The sequence below is a fragment of the Marinobacter sp. MIT932201 genome (assembly GCF_047123295.1).
GTDB classification, from domain to species: domain Bacteria; phylum Pseudomonadota; class Gammaproteobacteria; order Pseudomonadales; family Oleiphilaceae; genus Marinobacter; species Marinobacter salsuginis.
Genome location: NZ_CP138917.1, coordinates 2,819,270 through 2,837,418, shown reverse-complemented (window position 1 = coordinate 2,837,418; position 18,149 = coordinate 2,819,270). Strand labels below are relative to the sequence as shown.

The 18,149-nt window shown below is 58.4% G+C and carries 19 protein-coding genes; 16 read left to right on the top strand and 3 right to left on the bottom strand.

What is annotated here, in order from left to right; genetic code table 11:
* Position 1 precedes the first annotated feature (1 nt).
* The 12 genes from SIC15_RS12970 to flhB all read left to right on the top strand — a co-directional run bounded on the left by SIC15_RS12970 (position 2) and on the right by flhB (position 9,405).
* On the top strand, positions 2–307 hold the full coding sequence (locus tag SIC15_RS12970) for an STAS domain-containing protein (RefSeq protein ID WP_412536097.1): 306 nt from the start codon (positions 2–4) through the stop codon (positions 305–307).
* Between the two features lie 24 nt (positions 308–331).
* Positions 332–2,089, top strand: a complete 1,758-nt coding sequence (locus SIC15_RS12965; RefSeq protein ID WP_412536096.1) for a PP2C family protein-serine/threonine phosphatase — start codon at positions 332–334, stop codon at positions 2,087–2,089.
* Entirely contained in the window at positions 2,082–2,429 is a 348-nt protein-coding gene (locus SIC15_RS12960; protein ID WP_136631523.1) for an Hpt domain-containing protein, read from the top strand. Before SIC15_RS12965 ends, SIC15_RS12960 begins: the two co-directional genes overlap by 8 nt.
* A 154-nt stretch (positions 2,430–2,583) precedes the next feature.
* Positions 2,584–3,771: a flagellar hook-length control protein FliK gene (locus SIC15_RS12955; protein WP_412536095.1), complete on the top strand. Its 1,188-nt coding sequence runs from the start codon at positions 2,584–2,586 to the stop codon at positions 3,769–3,771.
* A 163-nt stretch (positions 3,772–3,934) separates the two neighbouring features.
* A complete protein-coding gene (gene fliL / locus SIC15_RS12950; RefSeq protein WP_412536093.1) occupies positions 3,935–4,444 on the top strand; it encodes a flagellar basal body-associated protein FliL in 510 nt (169 codons plus the stop codon).
* A gap of 36 nt (positions 4,445–4,480) precedes the next feature.
* The gene (fliM, locus tag SIC15_RS12945; protein WP_069183190.1) at positions 4,481–5,479 is read left to right on the top strand and encodes a flagellar motor switch protein FliM; all 999 of its coding nucleotides are present in this window, start codon (positions 4,481–4,483) and stop codon (positions 5,477–5,479) included.
* Positions 5,472–5,963, top strand: coding sequence for a flagellar motor switch protein FliN (gene fliN, locus SIC15_RS12940; protein ID WP_069183191.1), 492 nt, complete (start codon positions 5,472–5,474; stop codon positions 5,961–5,963). Before fliM ends, fliN begins: the two co-directional genes overlap by 8 nt.
* A 1-nt stretch (position 5,964) precedes the next feature.
* Positions 5,965–6,414, top strand: a complete 450-nt coding sequence (fliO, locus tag SIC15_RS12935; protein ID WP_412536092.1) for a flagellar biosynthetic protein FliO — start codon at positions 5,965–5,967, stop codon at positions 6,412–6,414.
* A gap of 4 nt (positions 6,415–6,418) precedes the next feature.
* Positions 6,419–7,195 (top strand): flagellar type III secretion system pore protein FliP, encoded by a 777-nt coding sequence (gene fliP / locus SIC15_RS12930; RefSeq protein ID WP_136631518.1) that lies wholly within the window; start codon positions 6,419–6,421, stop codon positions 7,193–7,195.
* A gap of 8 nt (positions 7,196–7,203) precedes the next feature.
* Positions 7,204–7,473, top strand: coding sequence for a flagellar biosynthesis protein FliQ (gene fliQ, locus SIC15_RS12925; protein ID WP_008173075.1), 270 nt, complete (start codon positions 7,204–7,206; stop codon positions 7,471–7,473).
* Between the two features lie 3 nt (positions 7,474–7,476).
* On the top strand, positions 7,477–8,262 hold the full coding sequence (gene fliR, locus SIC15_RS12920; RefSeq protein WP_153633611.1) for a flagellar biosynthetic protein FliR: 786 nt from the start codon (positions 7,477–7,479) through the stop codon (positions 8,260–8,262).
* Between the two features lie 6 nt (positions 8,263–8,268).
* Entirely contained in the window at positions 8,269–9,405 is a 1,137-nt protein-coding gene (gene flhB, locus SIC15_RS12915; protein ID WP_412536091.1) for a flagellar biosynthesis protein FlhB, read from the top strand.
* A 466-nt stretch (positions 9,406–9,871) separates the two neighbouring features.
* On the opposite strand, the gene SIC15_RS12910 is transcribed toward flhB, so the two are convergent.
* The 3 genes from SIC15_RS12910 to upp are packed head-to-tail and all read right to left on the bottom strand — an operon-like array spanning position 9,872 to position 12,604.
* Positions 9,872–10,726 (bottom strand): class I SAM-dependent methyltransferase, encoded by an 855-nt coding sequence (locus SIC15_RS12910; RefSeq protein WP_412536089.1) that lies wholly within the window; start codon positions 10,724–10,726, stop codon positions 9,872–9,874.
* A complete protein-coding gene (locus SIC15_RS12905) occupies positions 10,707–11,963 on the bottom strand; it encodes a uracil-xanthine permease family protein (RefSeq protein ID WP_412536088.1) in 1,257 nt (418 codons plus the stop codon). The genes SIC15_RS12910 and SIC15_RS12905 overlap by 20 nt, the downstream gene beginning before the upstream one ends.
* 2 nt (positions 11,964–11,965) lie before the next feature.
* Positions 11,966–12,604, bottom strand: coding sequence for a uracil phosphoribosyltransferase (gene upp, locus SIC15_RS12900; protein WP_069183198.1), 639 nt, complete (start codon positions 12,602–12,604; stop codon positions 11,966–11,968).
* Positions 12,605–12,822: 218 nt separating this feature from the next.
* Between upp and flhA the strand changes: the two genes are divergently transcribed.
* The 4 genes from flhA to SIC15_RS12880 all read left to right on the top strand — a co-directional run bounded on the left by flhA (position 12,823) and on the right by SIC15_RS12880 (position 18,029).
* On the top strand, positions 12,823–15,003 hold the full coding sequence (gene flhA, locus SIC15_RS12895) for a flagellar biosynthesis protein FlhA (protein WP_153633608.1): 2,181 nt from the start codon (positions 12,823–12,825) through the stop codon (positions 15,001–15,003).
* Between the two features lie 60 nt (positions 15,004–15,063).
* On the top strand, positions 15,064–16,374 hold the full coding sequence (gene flhF / locus SIC15_RS12890; RefSeq protein ID WP_412536086.1) for a flagellar biosynthesis protein FlhF: 1,311 nt from the start codon (positions 15,064–15,066) through the stop codon (positions 16,372–16,374).
* 67 nt (positions 16,375–16,441) lie between these two features.
* Positions 16,442–17,254 carry a MinD/ParA family protein gene (locus tag SIC15_RS12885; protein WP_069183201.1) on the top strand — a complete coding sequence of 271 codons (813 nt, stop codon included), beginning with the start codon at positions 16,442–16,444 and terminating at the stop codon, positions 17,252–17,254.
* A 31-nt stretch (positions 17,255–17,285) separates the two neighbouring features.
* Positions 17,286–18,029, top strand: coding sequence for an RNA polymerase sigma factor FliA (locus tag SIC15_RS12880; protein ID WP_069183202.1), 744 nt, complete (start codon positions 17,286–17,288; stop codon positions 18,027–18,029).
* Positions 18,030–18,149: the final 120 nt, after the last annotated feature.

Here is an 18,149-nt window from a genome sequence, read left to right as displayed (position 1 = left end):
AATGCCGATTCAGACCCGCCGTGATGATGACGGCCAGACCCTTGTTATCAGTATTGAGGGCCGGTTTGATTTCAGCACCCACCAGGCGTTCCGGGATGCCTATGAGCACGGTGACCCGACTGTCCGCAACTACATTGTGGACCTGTCGGACACCACCTATCTGGATAGCTCGGCCCTTGGCATGTTGTTGCTGCTCAGGGATTACGCCGGGGGCGACAGTGCCCGCATCGTTATTGAAAACTGTAATAACGATGTGAGGCGGATTCTTTCCATCTCCAATTTCGAGCAACTGTTCAACATCCGCTGATGCTCGCGGACTGCCGGAGTAGTCATGGATGATTCCGCTGCAGAACATAGCAGTCCTCTGAGAATACTCATCGCTGACGATTCGGACAGCGACCGCCTCATCCTGAAAACACTCCTGAAGCGCCTTGGGCACGAGGTTCTGGACGTCGCCAATGGGCTGGATGCCGTCTCGGTATTTCAGCGCGAGGCACCGGATCTGGTTCTGCTTGACGCCCTTATGCCGATCATGGATGGCATGGAAGCTGCCCGTCAGATCAAGGTTCTGGCTGGTGAGCGGCTGGTCCCCCTGATCTTTCTGACTTCCCTGTCTGAAGCGGGCGCCCTGGCCCGGTGCCTGGAGGCCGGTGGTGATGACTTTCTGGGCAAGCCCTACAACAGGATTATCATCGAAGCCAAGATCAAGGCGTTCAATCGAATGCGGCTGATGCACCAGACCCTGTCAGACCAGCGCGATCTGATCCGTGAGCGCAATCGCCAGCTCACGGAAGAACAGGAGATCGCCAAGCGGGTGTTCGATAATGTGGCCCATTCGGGTTGCCTCGACGCCGCCAGCATTCGCTATCACGCCTCCCCTCAGTCCATTTTCAACGGCGATGTGCTGTTTGCTTCGCCCCGGCCCGCGGGCGGAATGTTGATTTTTATGGGGGATTTCACCGGCCACGGTCTGCCGGCGGCGATTGGGGCCATGCCGGTTGCCGAGATCTTCTACGGCATGACCAACAAGGGCTTTAATGGTGAGGACGTACTGCGCGAGATTAACCAGAAGCTCAAACGAATTCTGCCCACCGGGATGTTCTGTTGTGGCGCCATGATAGAGGCGGACTTCAAGCTTAATCAGATTCAGATCTGGAACGGTGGGCTCCCGGATGGCTGGCTGATCCGGCACTCAGGCGAGCATCTGGCATTACCATCACGGCATTTGCCCCTCGGTATCCTGTCGCCGGATCAGTTCAATGCCGATTTCGAGAGGGTCGGAGCTGCACCGGGTGACCGGGTGTTGATGATGACCGACGGCTTTCTGGAGTCCGCCGACAGCGAGGGCAACGTTTTTGGCGAGCAGGGTGTGACTGGAACCCTTGATCAGTTGGAAGCGGATGATCACCCTTTTGACGCCATGATGGCCGCGGTTCACCGGTTTACCGGCAACTTTGAGGATGGCGACGACCTGACGCTGTGCTGTCTGGAAATGATGGACGAGGCAGGGCTGGCGCCGCTGCCAGATCGCGCCTCACCGTCTGCGCTTGCAGGGCCGGCGGAGTGGCGCTGCACCTATGAAATCCGGGAAAGGACCCTTGGAGAATTCAGCCCCTTGCCTTTGTTACTCCATATCTGCATGGAAGTGCCGGGTCTTCGACGGAAAAGCGGCGAAATCTACACCTTGTTGGCGGAACTCTACAACAATGCACTGGAACACGGCGTTCTGGAGCTGCCCTCAGACTGGAAGCACTCGCCCGAGGGGTTTGGCCGTTACTATGCCGAGCGCAACCGGAGGTTGGCCAACGTAGAGGGTCACTACATCCGGTTTACGCTGCATCATTCCTTGAAACCGGATGGCGGCAGGCTTCGTGTTGTTTGCGAGGACAGTGGTCAGGGGTTTGATTTCCGGAATCATCCCAGTGTGGCTTCCGGTATCTCCCCGCCAAAAGGGGGGCGTTATGCAGGGCGGGGCCTGCTGCTGTTGAAACGTCTGGCTGAAACCATCAGGTTTCATGAACAGGGCAATCATGTTGAAATTGTTTATGATTGGCAGTTCGCCCGTACAGCGGAGGATCGAGATGACTGATAAACCACACCTGGACGAGGAGGCGCTGGCTGAACTTCGGGACGTCATGGAGGATGAATTCGAAGTCCTGATACAGACCTATCTGGCAGATTCCCGGGACAGAATCCGGGCGCTGCGGGAAGCGCTCAAGGCAGAGGATAGCGACGCCTTCGCGAAGACAGCCCACAGTTTCAAGGGCAGTTGCATCAATATCGGTGCACCCAGGCTTGGCGAAATTTGTCTCAAGGCCGAGATGGCTGGAAAAGAGTCCAGGCTGGGCGATGCGCCGGATCTATTGAATGATATCGATCAGGAATTCGCGCAGGTGATTCATGGCCTTGATGGATTGATGGCCCGGTAATTTTCGTCAACAGGAGGTCTTCCCCCAGAAAGCGCCCATGTGCTCTGGCATCACAATTGCTAAGTCTTTCGCATAGAGTTGATTAACCGCCCAAACACCGGCGAAGTCCGGCAAGGTGAGGGCGACAATGCGATAAAAGCGGCAAGAGGTTGCCATGGCCCAGATGGTTCTCCCCCAAACTCCCTCGCCCGGGACTCAAAAGGATTCCGGCCCGTCGAAATCCGGAGCCAGCCGGGATCCGGCTGACAGAAAAAACGATTTTGAATCTGTCTCCCAGGCAGAGCAGAAGCGTTTGGACCGCCAGAGAGCGGATCGCAACGCCGATGCAAAGTCTGCTGATGAAACCCGGTCTGCCCGTGACGATGCGTCGGATACAAAACCCGATGCCAATGCCAGCGCAAAGTCTGGCGAGAAGCCTGATGCGGCCTCCGGTAGCGACTCCCGGGAATCCAGTGACGTGCCCGTTGCCAGCGATGAAGCCGGAGCAGGGCCCACCGCACTGCCACTGACCTTTGCCGAGTTACAGTCATTACTGGGGCCGCAGGCTGGCCGTTCCGGTGAAGCCGTCGTTTCGGTGAGCGGCGCTGGAACCGGCGCCAGTGTGTCAGCTGGCGGGACGGGGCAGGCAACTGCGGTTGCCGGCATGTTTAATGGCGTTCTCTCGTCCGTGTCCGGTCAGAAGGGGCAGACCTCGGCCGGTGCCGTCACTGGCGATGCCACATTGACAGATGTTATGAAAGCGTCGGTACTCACCGATTCAGGTCGGAATCCGGATTCGGGCTCGCTGATGGGGTCTGGCCGATTCCAGTCAGCCATGGATCTTGTCTCCCAGCAGGTGGCCAATAACGCGAATGGCGCCGCCAAGCTGGCAGGCGAGAATGCTGCGCCCCTGCGAGGTTATGCCACGTCGATCGACGTGCCGGTCGGCCACGCTGAATGGGGCGACAAACTGGTCGGCAAGCTCAGCTGGCTGACCGCCCGCAATATGTCGGTTGCTGAAATCCACCTGACTCCGCCAGACATGGGGCCCATGGAGGTCAAGGTCAGGGTGCAGAACGAGCAGGCGAACATTACTGTCCATTCTGCGAATCCGGTGGTCCGGGATCAGTTGGAACTCCACTCCCATCGGCTCCGGGACATGCTGGGTGAGCAGGGGTTGTCACTGGCTGGCTTTGATGTGTCTGACTCGCCCAGGCAGCAGACCGGCGAACAGGGAACCGGAGGCGGTGACGGCTCCGATGCAGATTCGACGTCCCTCGTCGCTGGCGATCATGAAGATGACAATGCCAATACCGGTAGCCTTGATCTGAGCTGGAAAGGCGAAGTGGACATCTTCGCCTGACACTCCTGAAAATTCCCCCCAATCTCTTTTGCCCATCCTTCCCGGCAACGCTAAACTGCTGTTCTGAACGGGAAGGTTGGGTGTTCTGGCCCGTCCTTTGCATCTTATCCTGAAAAGTCACGGAAAACGCTCCGTCTGACGGATTTCTGGCAAATCGAAGACTATGGCTGAAAATAACGAATCTGAAGCGGCGCCTGCCAAGAAAGGAAAACTGAAGCTGATCATCATGCTGGTCGTGGTGGTCATTCTGGCGATTGTACTGTCCGTGGTGGGCACCCTCTGGTTTCTCGGTGATGGCTTGCCGGGTATGGGTGGCGACGACGGTGAGTCGGAAGAGGTTGCAGAGGAAACCTTCATTCCCAGTAGCTATCACCAGATCGACAAAGCCATCGTTACCACAGTTCAGGCGGAGGGTCGCCAGCGCTACGCCCAGGTTTATCTGGCGCTCGAGTCAACGGATCAGCAGGCGCTGGAAGCTGCCAAATTGCATATGCCCTTGATTCGAAGCCAGTTGGTCACGGTTCTTGGAAGCAGCGACTTCAATGAATTGCAGACGCCCGAGGGGCGGAGCGGCCTGGCCGACCGGATGCTGACTACGGTGAATCAGGTGCTGGAGCTGGAAGGCGAGCCCGCGATCAAACGGGTGTTATTCAGAAATTTCGTCGTGCAATAGCGCACGGGCCAAGGTACTTCAGGGGCAGGACTACGTATGCAGGACTTGTTGTCACAGGATGAAATCGATGCCCTCCTCCACGGGGTGGACGACGGTGACATTGACACCTATGAAGAGACTGACGATACCGGCATAAAGTCCTACGACCTTGCCAGTCAGGACCGCATTGTCCGGGGCCGGATGCCGACCCTGGAAATGATCAACGAGCGCTTTGCCCGCTATACCCGGATCAGCCTCTTCAACCTGATGCGTCGCAACGCCGATGTCTCGACTGGCGGCGTTCAGATCATGAAGTTTGGAGAGTACATCCATACCCTCTACGTGCCCACCAGTCTCAACCTGTGCAAGGTACGCCCGTTGCGCGGCACGTCGCTCTTCGTGCTGGATGCCAAGCTGGTCTTCAAACTGGTGGACAATTTCTTCGGTGGGGAAGGGCGCCACGCCAAGATCGAGGGTCGCGAGTTCACCCCGACCGAGACCCGCATTGTCCAGATGGTTCTGGACCAGGTGTTTCATGACATGAAGGAAGCCTGGCATGCGGTCCTCAAGGTGGACTTCGAGTACCTGAGCTCCGAGGTCAACCCGGCCATGGCCAACATCGTCAGCCCCAGTGAGGTGGTTGTCGTCAGCACCTTCCATATTGAGCTCGATGGCGGCGGTGGTGAGCTGCACTTTGCCTTGCCCTATTCCATGATCGAGCCCATTCGTGATGTGCTGGATGCCGGGGTCCAGAGTGATATCGACGATGTGGATGAGCGCTGGGTGAATGCGCTTCAGGAAGACATCAAAGAGGTAAACGTACCGATCAACACCACGGTCTGTCGCCGTCGGATCTCGTTGCGGGACATTGCCAAGATGAAAGCCGGCGACATCATCCCGGTTGAGATTCCCGAGCATTTGACGGTCACCGCCAACGGAATCCCGGTCTACAAGGCGACTCTGGGAACCCGTGACGGGAAACTGGCGCTTCGAATTCACGAACGGGCATCTGTGCCCAAGGTAAAGAAACAACTGAAGGTGGGACGCAATGGCTGACGACGACAAGAAAGACGAGCAGGAACTCAGCGAAGACGAAAAGCTGGCTGCCGAGTGGGAAGCCGCCATGGAAGAGTCCGGTGACGAAGGCGAACGTGAGGACGAGTGGGCCGCTGCCATGGCCGAGGCCGGCGAGACCGGTGGCGACGAAGACGACGTTCAGACTGCGCCCATGGAAGAATTTGATGCCGGAAGCGAACCTGCCCAGGGTGGTGGCCCGGCTCCGGATATCGACGTTATCCTCGACATACCGGTCACTATCTCCATGGAAGTCGGCAACACCCAGATCCCGATACGGAACCTGCTACAGCTGAACCAGGGGTCGGTTATCGAGCTGGACCGGCTGGCGGGTGAACCTCTGGACGTATTGGTCAACGGTACGCTGATTGCCCATGGCGAGGTGGTCATGGTGAATGAAAAGTTCGGCATCCGTCTCACCGATGTGATCAGCCCGGGCGAACGCATCAAGCGGTTGCAGAAGTAACATGTGGGCCAGACTGACTGCGGCACTGGCGCTGCTGGTAATCCATCCGGTTGTTGCCCAGGAAACGGCAAACACAGCCGCGCCCGACTCTCCGGTGCGAGCCCCGGATACGCTCGGTACCATCGTCAGCCTCGGGCTGGGTCTGGTGGCCGTTGTGGCAGTCATCTATGGCTGCGCCTGGATCATCCGGCGGATGAACGGCATGACCGGCATGAACAACAACGCCATCAAGGTGGTTTCGGTGATGGCTATAGGAGCCCGGGAGCGTATTGCCCTGATTGAAGTGGGCGGCCAGCAGATCCTGTTGGGCATTACGCCATCGGCAATCCGAACCCTCCATGTGTTTGATGAGCCGGTTGTCGAGGCCGGCAGCGCCGGTTCCAGCGATTTTGCCCGCCGCCTGCAGGGCATGATCGGCAAGTCCTGGACCTCCCCGACAAGGAACGATTAGCCCCATGCTTGCCGCAACCATCAAGCGACTGCTGCCTTCCCTGATTTTATTGGCAGGCTTTTTCTGGGCACCTCTGGCGTTCGCGCAGGAACCCTCCGGCATCCCCGGTATACCGGCGTTTACCGTGACCCCGGGAGAAGGCGAGGGCGCGCAGGAATACTCGGTCACCCTGCAGATCCTTGCGCTGATGACCGCGCTGACGTTCCTGCCGGCCATGCTCATGATGATGACTTCGTTTACCCGCATCATCGTTGTGTTCGCCATCCTGCGCCAGGCCATCGGCCTGCAGTCCACGCCCTCGAACCAGATTCTCCTGGGACTGGCCCTGTTCCTCAGCATCTTCATCATGAAACCGGTGCTGGAAGAGGCCAATCGGGTGGCATTACAACCCTATATGCAGGAAGAGGTGACGTCCCTGGAGGCAGTGGAACTGGCCAGCCAGCCGTTCCGGAAATTCATGCTGGAGCAGACCCGGGAGAGTGACCTGGCCCTGTTCATGCGAATCTCGGACGTACAATACGATACCCCCGAGGACGTGTCCTTCTGGATACTGATGCCGGCATTCGTGACCAGTGAGCTCAAAACCGCGTTCCAGATCGGGTTTATCCTGTTTATCCCGTTCCTGATTATCGACATGGTGGTGGCCAGTGTTCTCATGGCCATGGGTATGATGATGCTGTCGCCGATCATCATCTCCCTGCCGTTCAAGATCATGCTGTTTGTGCTGGTGGACGGTTGGGCCCTGATCATGGGCACCCTGGCCGCCAGCTACGGAATATAGGAGGCGTCATGACTCCGGAAACCGTTATCGACATCCTGCGCGAAGCCCTCTGGATGATTGTTCTCCTTGCCTCGATCATCATCGGACCGGGTCTGGTGATTGGCCTTGTGGTCAGTACCTTTCAGGCGGCGACGCAGATCAACGAACAGACCCTGAGCTTCCTGCCCCGCCTGCTGGTTACGCTGATCGTTATCATCGTGTGGGGCCCCTGGATGCTGACGCAGCTGCTGGACCACGCCAACCGGCTGTTCGGTAACATTCCTTACCTGATCGGCTGACGGATGATACCGGCGGAAATCAGCGCGGACGTTATCGGCCAATGGGTCGGCCAGCACATCTGGCCACTGTTCCGCCTGGCCAGCTTCCTGATGGTGATCCCCATCTTCGGTACCCAGCTGGTACCCGCGCGGATCCGTCTGGGGCTGGCTCTGCTAATGACCATCCTGATTGCACCCATGATCCCGCCTGTACCTCAGGTGGAGGCCCTGAGCGCCGATGCGGTGGTGATCACCCTGCAGCAGATCCTCATTGGTGTCGGCATGGGCTTCGCACTCACGGCGCTCTGGCAACTCTTCGTCATCGCCGGCCAGATGATCGCCATGCAGATGGGCCTGGGCTTCGCTTCCATGGTGGATCCGGCCAACGGCGTGAACGTGCCCGTCCTGTCCCAGATCTATACCATTACTATCACTCTGCTGTTCCTGGCCATGAATGGACATCTGGTGGCTTTCGAAGTCTTTATCGAAAGCTTCCGGACCCTGCCCATCGGCATGGAAGGGTTGGGCCAGACAGGCGTATGGGAACTGGCCCACCGGATCAGCTGGATGTTCGCCTCGGCCATGCTGCTGGCGCTGCCGGCTGTTACCGCCGTGCTGATCGTCAACATCTCCTTCGGCGTCATGACCCGGGCGGCGCCGCAGATGAACATCTTCGCCCTGGGCTTCCCGATTGGCCTGATTTTTGGATTGTTTGCCATATGGGTGCTGCACGCCAATTTTCTGCCGCACTTTGATCAGTACACCCGGGAGACCTTTGAATTCATGCGGGGACTGCAAGGGCAGCCATAGAGACTCATGGCCGAAGAAGACGATAACAGTCAGGAAAAAACGGAAGAGGCCACCCCCCGAAGGCTCGAAAAAGCCAGGGAGGAGGGCCAGACTGCCCGTTCCAAAGAGCTGGCCACCATGGCGGTGCTCCTGGCTGGCGCGGGAGGCATGCTCGTGTTCGGCGCCAGCCTCGGAGCGTCGCTGGAAGCCATCATGCGCGAAAGCTTCGTGATCGAACGGTCCGCCATCTTTGACATGCGGCACATGAGCGTCCAGCTCATCGAATCTTCCAAGGAAGCCGCCTGGGCCCTCTCGCCGATTCTGGTACTACTTCTTATTGCCGCCATCTTCGGCTCAATCGGAATTGGCGGTCTGCTGATCAGCGGCAAGGCCGTGGCCCCGAAACTAAATCGTATGGACCCCATCAAGGGCCTGGGGCGCATGTTCTCAATGCGCTCTCTGATCGAGCTGGTCAAGGCCATTGCAAAAGTCGGCCTTGTCATGGCTTTGGCCATTCTCATCCTGGATCTACGCACCGAAGACCTGTTGTCCATCGCCGAGGAACCGGTGGTGCCGGCAATGGAACACGTGCTCTGGACCATCGCCTGGAGCTTTTTCCTCCTGGCTTGCGCCACGATCATCATCGCGGCCATCGACGTACCCTTCCAGATCTACGATCACCAGAAAAAACTGCGGATGACCAAGCAGGAAGTGAAGGACGAGTACAAGGACACCGAAGGTAAACCCGAGGTCAAAGGCAAGATCCGACAGCTCCAACGCGAAATGGCCCAGCGCCGGATGATGCAGGATGTGCCGACCGCCGACGTTGTAATTACCAACCCGACTCACTATGCCGTGGCCCTGAAGTACGATCAGAAGGCGATGGCTGCGCCGATTGTAGTGGCCAAGGGGGCGGATGAGGTGGCCTTTAAGATCATGGAAATTGCCCGCGAGAACAAAGTCGAGATTCTGAGAACACCGCCGCTGACCCGCGCGGTTTACCACAACACGGATATCGGCGAGGAAATTCCTGATGGCCTCTATATGGCTATTGCTCAGGTGCTCGCTTATGTCTTCCAGCTACGGCAGTTCCGCAAGGGGCGTGGGCCCAAGCCCGGTATGCCTGATTTCCCGATTCCCTCTGATTTGCGGCGCGACGTTTAGTTCTGAGCGGGGTTCCTGTAAGTAGCCTGCGGGTTTAGGAGTTAGCGCTGTTGTGGGTGGCCTTTTCAGGACACGCTACGAGCACATCCATGTGCGCTTGACTGTGGCCATCCATGGCCACAGACAGTCCTGAAAAGGCCACCCACAACCGCTTTTCAAACCCATCGATATCGCTGAAAAATACTAGTGCTGACCGTAGGTCGGATTAGGCGAAGCCGTAATCCGACAATCCCGTTGTGGTTTTAATAACATTTGTTGGATTAGGGCCTCGCCTAATCCAATCTACGCGGTTTTGGCGGATTCCCGTCAGGTTTGCGAGGTTTGTGGGTCTGCTTCCCAAAAATGTCTGTGGCCATGGATGGCCACAGTCAAGCGCACATGGATGTGCTCGTAGCGGTTTTTGGGAAGCAGACCCACAAACCTCTTACCCCGAAACAGCAGGCTAGGGCAGGACTCGAAGGCAAGGTCAGCAACCAGCCTCAATAACCCGAACCATCGGCTCAGCGCGGCTTTCGGGAATCGGCAAGATTCCATACCAGGACCGCGGGTCATGCACGGTGGCAGAGGCGAACCCACAGGACAGGAAATGCTCCCTTGCCTGAGCGTCAGTCCGGAAGTGGAAGGATACCTCGCTGCGGGTGATGGCCCCGAGGACGCCTCCTAATGCTTTTAGGGTGGTGTTCAGTACAGGCTGGCTTGGCTGGCAGTAGCTTTCGGACAGGTAAACTGAACCCGGGCGCTTGGCCATGGCTGCGGCCAGGCGGCGCCAGAACTCGGTGATGGTTTTAAGGGAAAAATAGCTGGTCAGGCCTTCGGTGACGATGATTACCGGCTCGTTGTTCTCGAATACCCGGTCGATTACTTTTTCCAGTTGGTACTCGCCGTGATCCGCGAGGATATCGATGGGCGTGACCTGGTGATGGTCGCCGAGGCGGCCCGTGGCCATCAGGCGGAGCGCCTTGCGGGCGGCCATGTCGGGCAGGTCGGCTTCGACCATGTGGAGCAGGGGGTGTTTCTGGCGTAACCGGATGCCCCGGGGAGACATGCCGCAGGCGATTTCCAGGAACTGAGTGATGCCCTTTTCTTTGATGGCCTGGTCGATCAGGTGGTCGATGATCAGATGGCGTTGCAGGAGGAAGGTGCGGATGTTGCCACCGATAGCCGCCTTGCTGGCGGCCTCGAAGGGTGTCATCAAGCGGTATAGCCAGCGGCCTTTTTCCGTTGCCAGGGTATCGTCAGAAAGCCCGTACCGGTGCCAGACGGCACCGGTATAGAGGGCAGTGAAGCTGATGCCGGAGCTGTCAGTCGGCTTTCTGCTCATAGACGGCTTTGCCCCATGCCTCGCGGCTGCCTGGGAGGATCAGGTTCAGGATGATGGCCGCTACCGCACAAAGCGCGATGCCTTCCAGGTGCCCCAGCACCATCCCGCCGATACCGAATACCAGGGTGACCCCGACGATAACCAGGTTGCGAGACTGTGACAGGTCCACCTGGTGACGGATCAGTGTGTTAAGGCCAACCACGGCAATGGAGCCGAACAGCAGGCACAGGATGCCGCCCATAACGGGGACCGGGATGGTCTGCAGTGCCGCGCCGAACTTGCCAACAAAGGCCAGAACGATGGCTACGCCGGCCGCCCACCACATGACTTTCGGGTTGAAGTTCTTGGTCAGCATGACCGCGCCGGTGACTTCAGAGTAGGTGGTGTTGGGTGGTCCACCGAGCATGGAAGCAGCACTGGTGGCCAGGCCGTCACCCAGGAGGGTGCGGTGGAGGCCCGGCTTTTCCAGATAGTTCTTGCGGGTCACGTTGCCGATGGCCAGTACGTCGCCAATGTGTTCGATGGCCGGGGCGATGGCCACCGGAATCATGAACAGCACGGCGCCCCAGCTGAACTCGGGCGCAACGAAGTTGGGAACGGCAAACCAGGCGGCTTCTTTGACGGGCGTAGTATCTACGATGCCGGCAAACGCGGAGAGGATGTAGCCGGTGATCACGCCAAACATGATGGGAATCAGGCGGAAGATGCCCTTGGCCCAGACCGACATGATGATGGTTACGGCCAGGGAAATCATCGCGATCCAGATGGCGGTGTCGTAGGGGATCAGCTGGTTGGCGCCGTCACCAGTGCGGCCGGAGGCCATGTGAACGGCAACCGGTGCCAGGCCGAGGCCGATGGTCATGATCACGGGGCCGATGACCACTGGCGGCAGCAGGCGGCGGACAAAGCCGGTGCCCCGCATCCGAACCAGGCCACTCAGGAAGATGTAGAGAATACCTGCGGCCATCAGGCCGCCCAGGGTTTCTTCCATGCCAAATCGGCCCTTGGAAGCGATTACGGGGGCAATAAAGGCGAAGGAGGACGCCAGGAAGATCGGGATCTGCCCGCCGGTCACCACGTGAAAGATCAGGGTGCCCAGGCCGGCGGTGAAGAGGGCCACGTTGGGATCCAGGCCGGTGATCAATGGCATCAGCACCAGGGCACCGAAGGCCACCAGCAGCATTTGCGAGCCGGCAATGGCCTGTTTCCAGACCGGGTCGTTGGTACGATCCTGCATGCTTAAACGTCCTTCTGCTTGGTGCCGAAAATCTTGTCGCCGGCATCGCCGAGACCCGGAAGGATATAACCTTTCTCGTTCAGGCGTTCATCAACGGAGGCCGTGTAGATCGACACGTCCGGATGGGCCTCGAGGACTTTCTTGACGCCCTCGGGCGCGGCTACCAGAACCAGGGCCCTGATCTCGGTGCTGCCGGCTTTCTTGAGCAGGTCAATGGTGGAGATCATGGAGCCGCCGGTAGCGAGCATCGGATCGACGATCATGGCCATTCGCTGATCCAGCTCACCCACCAGTTTTTCCAGATAGGTGCTGGCCTCGAGTGTCTCCTCGTTGCGGATCTGGCCGACAACACTGACCCGGGCAACGGGAATGAGGCTCAGAACACCGTCGAGCATGCCAAGCCCGGCCCGGAGGATCGGAACGATGGTGACTTTCTTGCCGTGAATCTGTTCCACATTCACTGGGCCGGCCCAGCCTTCGATGGTTTTTTCCTGCAGGTTAAAGTCCTTGGTGGCCTCGTAGGTCAGAAGTGCACCAACTTCCTGTGCCAGCTCCCGGAAATTCTTGGTGCTGATATCCGCACGGCGCATGATGCCGAGCTTGTGGCGGATCAGAGGGTGTTTTACCTCGTGGATTGGCATGGGGTCACCTGTGTGTCTGGTTGGGGTTTTAGCGTCGCAATTAAATGGCGCAAGGATACCGCATCTGGCAAGGCGAGTCAGGCCGCAAATGGCCGGTTCGCGGAAATCCACTAAGGGCTGGTACGGATCTTGCGATAACTCTTCCAAACGACGCCGCCGCGTCAGATTTTCGACCTTTGAAACGCCTGCAGGCACGGCCAATCGGAGAAGTATCCGGCATGGACAGAGCTTTAGTCCTCAATAACGTCAAAACCCTGACGCGGGGAAATCTGGGCATTCCCATCATGCTGATGGGCTTGCTCGGTATGATGATTCTGCCCATGCCGGCGTTTTTGCTGGACGTGTTCTTCACGTTCAACATCACCCTGTCGATTGTCATTCTGCTGGTCTGTGTCTACGCCCTTCGGCCCATGGAGTTTGCCTCTTTCCCCACGGTACTGCTGGTGGCCACGCTGCTGCGTCTGGCCTTGAACGTGGCGTCCACCCGGATCGTTCTGTTGAACGGCCACGAGGGCGGCGACGCGGCCGGTAAGGTGATCGAATCCTTCGGTGCGGTACTCATCGGAGGCAACTACGCCGTGGGTCTGGTGGTCTTTGCGATCCTGATGATCATTAACTTCCTGGTGGTCACCAAGGGCGCCGGCCGGGTCTCCGAAGTGAGTGCCCGTTTCACCCTGGATGCCATGCCCGGCAAACAGATGGCCATTGATGCGGATCTCAACGCCGGCCTGATCAATCAGGACGAAGCCAAGCATCGCCGGGCCGAGATTGCCCAGGAAGCGGATTTCTATGGTTCCATGGACGGTGCGTCCAAGTTCGTTAAAGGCGATGCCATTGCCGGCCTGCTCATTCTTGCCATTAACATCGTCGGCGGGATCGCCATCGGTATGCTCCAGCACGGCCTGGATTTCGGGCTGGCCATGGAGCGCTATGCGCTATTGACCATTGGTGACGGCCTGGTGGCACAGATTCCCTCGCTGCTGCTGTCCACGTCTGCGGCGATCATGGTAACGCGGGTTACTTCCAGCCAGGACATGGGCGGCCAGATCCTGCAGCAGATGTTCAGTGCGCCGAAGGCACTGTCCATTGCCGCTGGAATCCTGATTATCCTCGGCCTGATTCCCGGCATGCCTCACGTGGCCTTCCTGGGTCTGGGTGCGCTGGCTGGCGGCGCTGCCTGGTATATCTGGAAACACCAGAGGCAGACTGTCGAGGAGGAGGGCGCCTTCCCGGCCAGGGGCGCTGGCGGCGCGGCACCGCGACCGGCGGGTCGTGATCTGCCGCCGGGCGGAGACGCGGGTGGCGATCAGGGTCGTCAGCTGCCGGCACCCGGAGAGACCAAAGAGCTGGGCTGGGACGATGTCTCCACCGTCGATATCGTCGGTCTGGAAGTGGGGTATCGGCTGATTCCGCTGGTGGATAAGTCCCAGGGCGGTCAGTTGCTCAGTCGCATCAAGGGTGTTCGTAAAAAACTGTCCCAGGATCTGGGATTCCTGATGCCTTCGGTGCACATTCGCGACAATCTGGACCTGATGCCCAACGTCTATCGCATCACCCTGATGGGCGTAACCATCGCCGAGGCGGAGATTCACCCGGACCGGGAGCTGGCCATCGACCCCGGCCAGGTATTTGGAAAGGTCGAAGGGATTGAAGGAAAGGATCCGGCGTTCGGTCTTGATGCCTGCTGGATCGAGCCCGATAAGAAAGACCAGGCTCAGACCCTTGGCTATACCGTGGTCGATGCCAGTACCGTGGTTGCCACCCATCTGAACCAGGTGTTGCAGAAACACGCCCACGAACTGCTGGGCCACGAGGAAGTCCAGAAGTGGCTGGATCAGCTTGAGAAGATTTCTCCGAAGCTGGCCGAAGAGCTGGTACCCACCACCGTTTCAATCAGTCTGCTCCTGAAGGTCTTGCAGAACCTGCTGAAGGAGGAAGTGCCGATCCGGGATATGCGGTCCATTGCCGAGGCCATCGTGAATGTTCATCCGAAGAGTCAGGATCCCAAGCTGCTGACCACCGTAGCCCGGCAGTCCCTGCGCCGGATGATTGTCCAGAGCATCTGCGGCAACGAATCGGAGATACCGGTGATCACCCTGGATCCGGACTTGGAACAGTTATTGCTGAAGTCTGTTCAGCAGAGTCAACAATCCGGCGGTCAGGAAGACATTGGCCTGGTTCTGGAGCCGAATATGGTGGAGAAGCTCCAGCGATCGCTTCAGGAGAGCGTCCAGCGCCAGGAGATGCTTGGCAAACCGGCCATTCTGCTGGTGTCCGGGCCACTGCGGCCGGTCCTGGCGAAGTTTGCCAGCTATGGGGTAGAGCGACTGCACGTGCTCTCATACCAGGAAATTCCGGATAACAAACAGATTACGATCGTGGCGTCCGTTGGCCAGTAACGGCGCGGATGACAGAGCGGACAGCGCCGGCACGGCGTTGCCGGTGGAGGAAGAGGCATCATGAAAGTAAAACGGTTTTTTGCTCAGACCATGGCAGAGGCGCTGAAACAGGTCAGTGAACAGATGGGGCCGGATGCCGTGATTCTTTCCAACCGTCGGGTCGACGGTGGTGTCGAAATCGTGACGGCGCTGGACTATGACGAAAACATGGCGCGCCAGCGCCTGGGCAACCAGGCCGAAGAAGCCACCAACGGATCCCGCCTGGCAGAAATGCAGGCTGACCAGCATCGTCGTCTCGAGGATGAATTGAGCCGATCCCGTGACCGCATCCGTGAAGTCAGGGAAAAGCGTGCCTCCCAGGGAGCCGGCTACTCAGGTCCGTCGTTTGCTGCTGTTCAGGAAACGGTCGGCGGCGATTTCGGTGATAGTGTGGCTGAGCCCCAGGCGCCGAAGGATGTCTATTCTGATGAACTCGCACAGATGCGTGCCGAGATCAGCTCCCTCAGGGATATGATGCAGGGTGGTCGCCCGCAGCCGGACCCGGTGGTTTCGACAAACACGGCTGTTCAGCAAAGGCTGGCCGAGCGCCTGCAGGAATTCGGCCTGGACAGCGAGCTGGCAGGGTCAATTTCCCGTCGCCATAAGGCAGGGCGACTGGAAGATGGTTGGAAGCAGTCCCTGAAAATGCTGTGCACCGGCGTCCGGACCTCTCGCATGGAGTGGCTTGATGAGGGGGGCGCCTATGCGCTGGTGGGTCCTACCGGTTCCGGCAAGACCACCACGATTGGAAAGCTGGCGGCGCGGTATGTGCTCAAGCATGGCTCCGACTCCCTGGCTCTGGTCACCACCGATCGATACCGGGTGGCGGCGCACGAGCAGCTGTTCGTGTTCGGTCGTATCCTGAATGTGCCGGTTCGGGTGGTGGATGAGACTCACAGCCTGGACGATATTCTGGACGAGCTGTCAGACCGTCACCTGGTTCTGATTGATACTGCCGGGCTGACAAGTTCGGATAAAGGTTATCAGGAACAGCTGGCCGAACTGGCTCGCAGCCATCACAATGTCAAAACGCATCTGGTCGTCTCGGCAACCAGTCAGCCGCGCATCATGAAATCCGTCTGGCATTGCTATAAGATGGCAAATCTTGCGGGCTGTGTGATGACCAAGATCGATGAGGCCCTCACATTGGGTGAGTCCCTCGGTTTTGTCATGGAAACCGGTCTGCCGGTAGCCTACTACACAGACGGGCAGAAGATTCCTGAAGATCTGCACCACGCAGAAGCTGTTCCGCTGGTGCGGCTGGCCGTGGATCGGCTTAAAACACTCCAGCAACAGCAGGCGGTCGCAGAGGGCCTGAAAGAGCACGCCTGAGACCGGACAGATTGACAGCAGGCGTCGGAAACGCACCGGCGAAACGTGGCAAGAGACAAAAAACAGTATGAGCAGAGCACATCCGGTACAGGTGATTGCAGTTTCCGGCGGTAAAGGTGGAGTCGGCAAGAGTAACGTGTCGGTCAACCTCGGAATTGCCCTGGCGCAGAAAGGCCGGAGAGTGGTGCTGCTCGACGCCGATCTTGGGCTCGCCAACATCGACGTATTGCTGGGCATCACCGCCAACCGTAACCTTCAGGATGTTCTGGCAGGCGACTGTGACCTCAAGGACGTTCTGGTAAATGGTCCCGGCGGCATAAAGATCGTTCCTGCCTCCTCAGGTACCCAGCGGATGACCCAGCTCAGTCCCATGGAGCATGCCGGGCTCATTAATGCGTTCAGCGAGCTGGGGGATCAGATCGATGTACTGATTGTCGACACTGCCGCCGGTATCTCCGAATCGGTGGTCAGCTTTCTCAGGGCGTCCCAGGAGTTACTGTTGGTTGTGTGTGACGAACCCACGTCCATCACCGATGCCTACGCCCTGATCAAGCTGATGAACCGGGATTATGGAACCAATCGTTTCCGCATTCTTGCCAACCAGGTGCGGAATGAGCAGGAAGGCCGGCATCTGTTCGAAAAACTGACTCGGGTCACCGAGCGCTTCCTCGATGTGGCACTACAATATGTCGGTATAGTCCCCTACGATGAGGCAGTGAAGAAAGCAGTCCAGAGACAGAGGGCAGTGCTGGATGCCTATCCCAGAGCGAAAGCCTCCCTGGCCATCAAGTCTCTGGCCGACAAGGTAGACAGCTGGCCGTTGCCGTCCTCTCCCCGTGGACATCTGGAATTCTTTGTGGAGCGGCTCGTCGAAGTCTGAATCGGATCCAGTCAAACAAGAAACCGGATACATGACATTGGCGAAAAACCTCGGAATCTATAACCAGTCGGGTGCGCAGAAGGCATCTCAGCTTGTTGAGCAACACGCGCCGCTGGTCAAGAAAATTGCCCTCCATTTGATGGCCCGCCTGCCGGCTTCCGTTCAGCTTGAAGATCTTATGCAGGCCGGCATGATTGGCCTGCTTGAGGCTGCCCAGCGATACAGTTCCACCAAAGGAGCCACCTTCGAGACCTACGCCGGTATCCGGATTCGTGGGGCGATGGTCGATGAAATTCGCAAGGGCGACTGGGTTCCCCGCTCCGTGCATCGAAACGCCCGTCGCATTTCCCAGGCCATCAAGGCTGTGGAAGACCGGCTTGGCCGGGAAGCCCAGGATCAGGAAGTGGCCGAGGAGCTGGGCATGGAGCTTGCTGAGTATCATTCCTATCTTTCCGATTCCAACAGTGGCCGACTTTTTAGCCTCGATGAGCTCAATGAATCCGGAGAGCTGCCGATAGAACAGACAGAGACGCAGGATAACCCTCTGGAGGGGTTGTCCTCCGATGCCTTCCGGCGGAGCCTGGCTGAGGCCATTGAAGACCTGCCGGAGCGGGAAAAACTGGTTCTGAGCCTTTATTACCAGGAAGAGCTGAACCTCAAGGAAATAGGCGCCGTGCTGGGCGTCAGCGAGAGCAGGGTCAGCCAGATTCACAGCCAGGCTGCCTTGCGCCTTCGGGGGCGGTTGTCGGATTGGCGCCAGGAACCGGACAGCTGATTGCGTTCAGTCTGTGTCTGCGAAGGGGCAGTCTGTAGTTTTTGGTAACCGATGCTTTACAACGGAAGCAAAGGTCTGACAATAAGCGGTTTAAACAGCGGCCTGCTAGACTTTGAACGC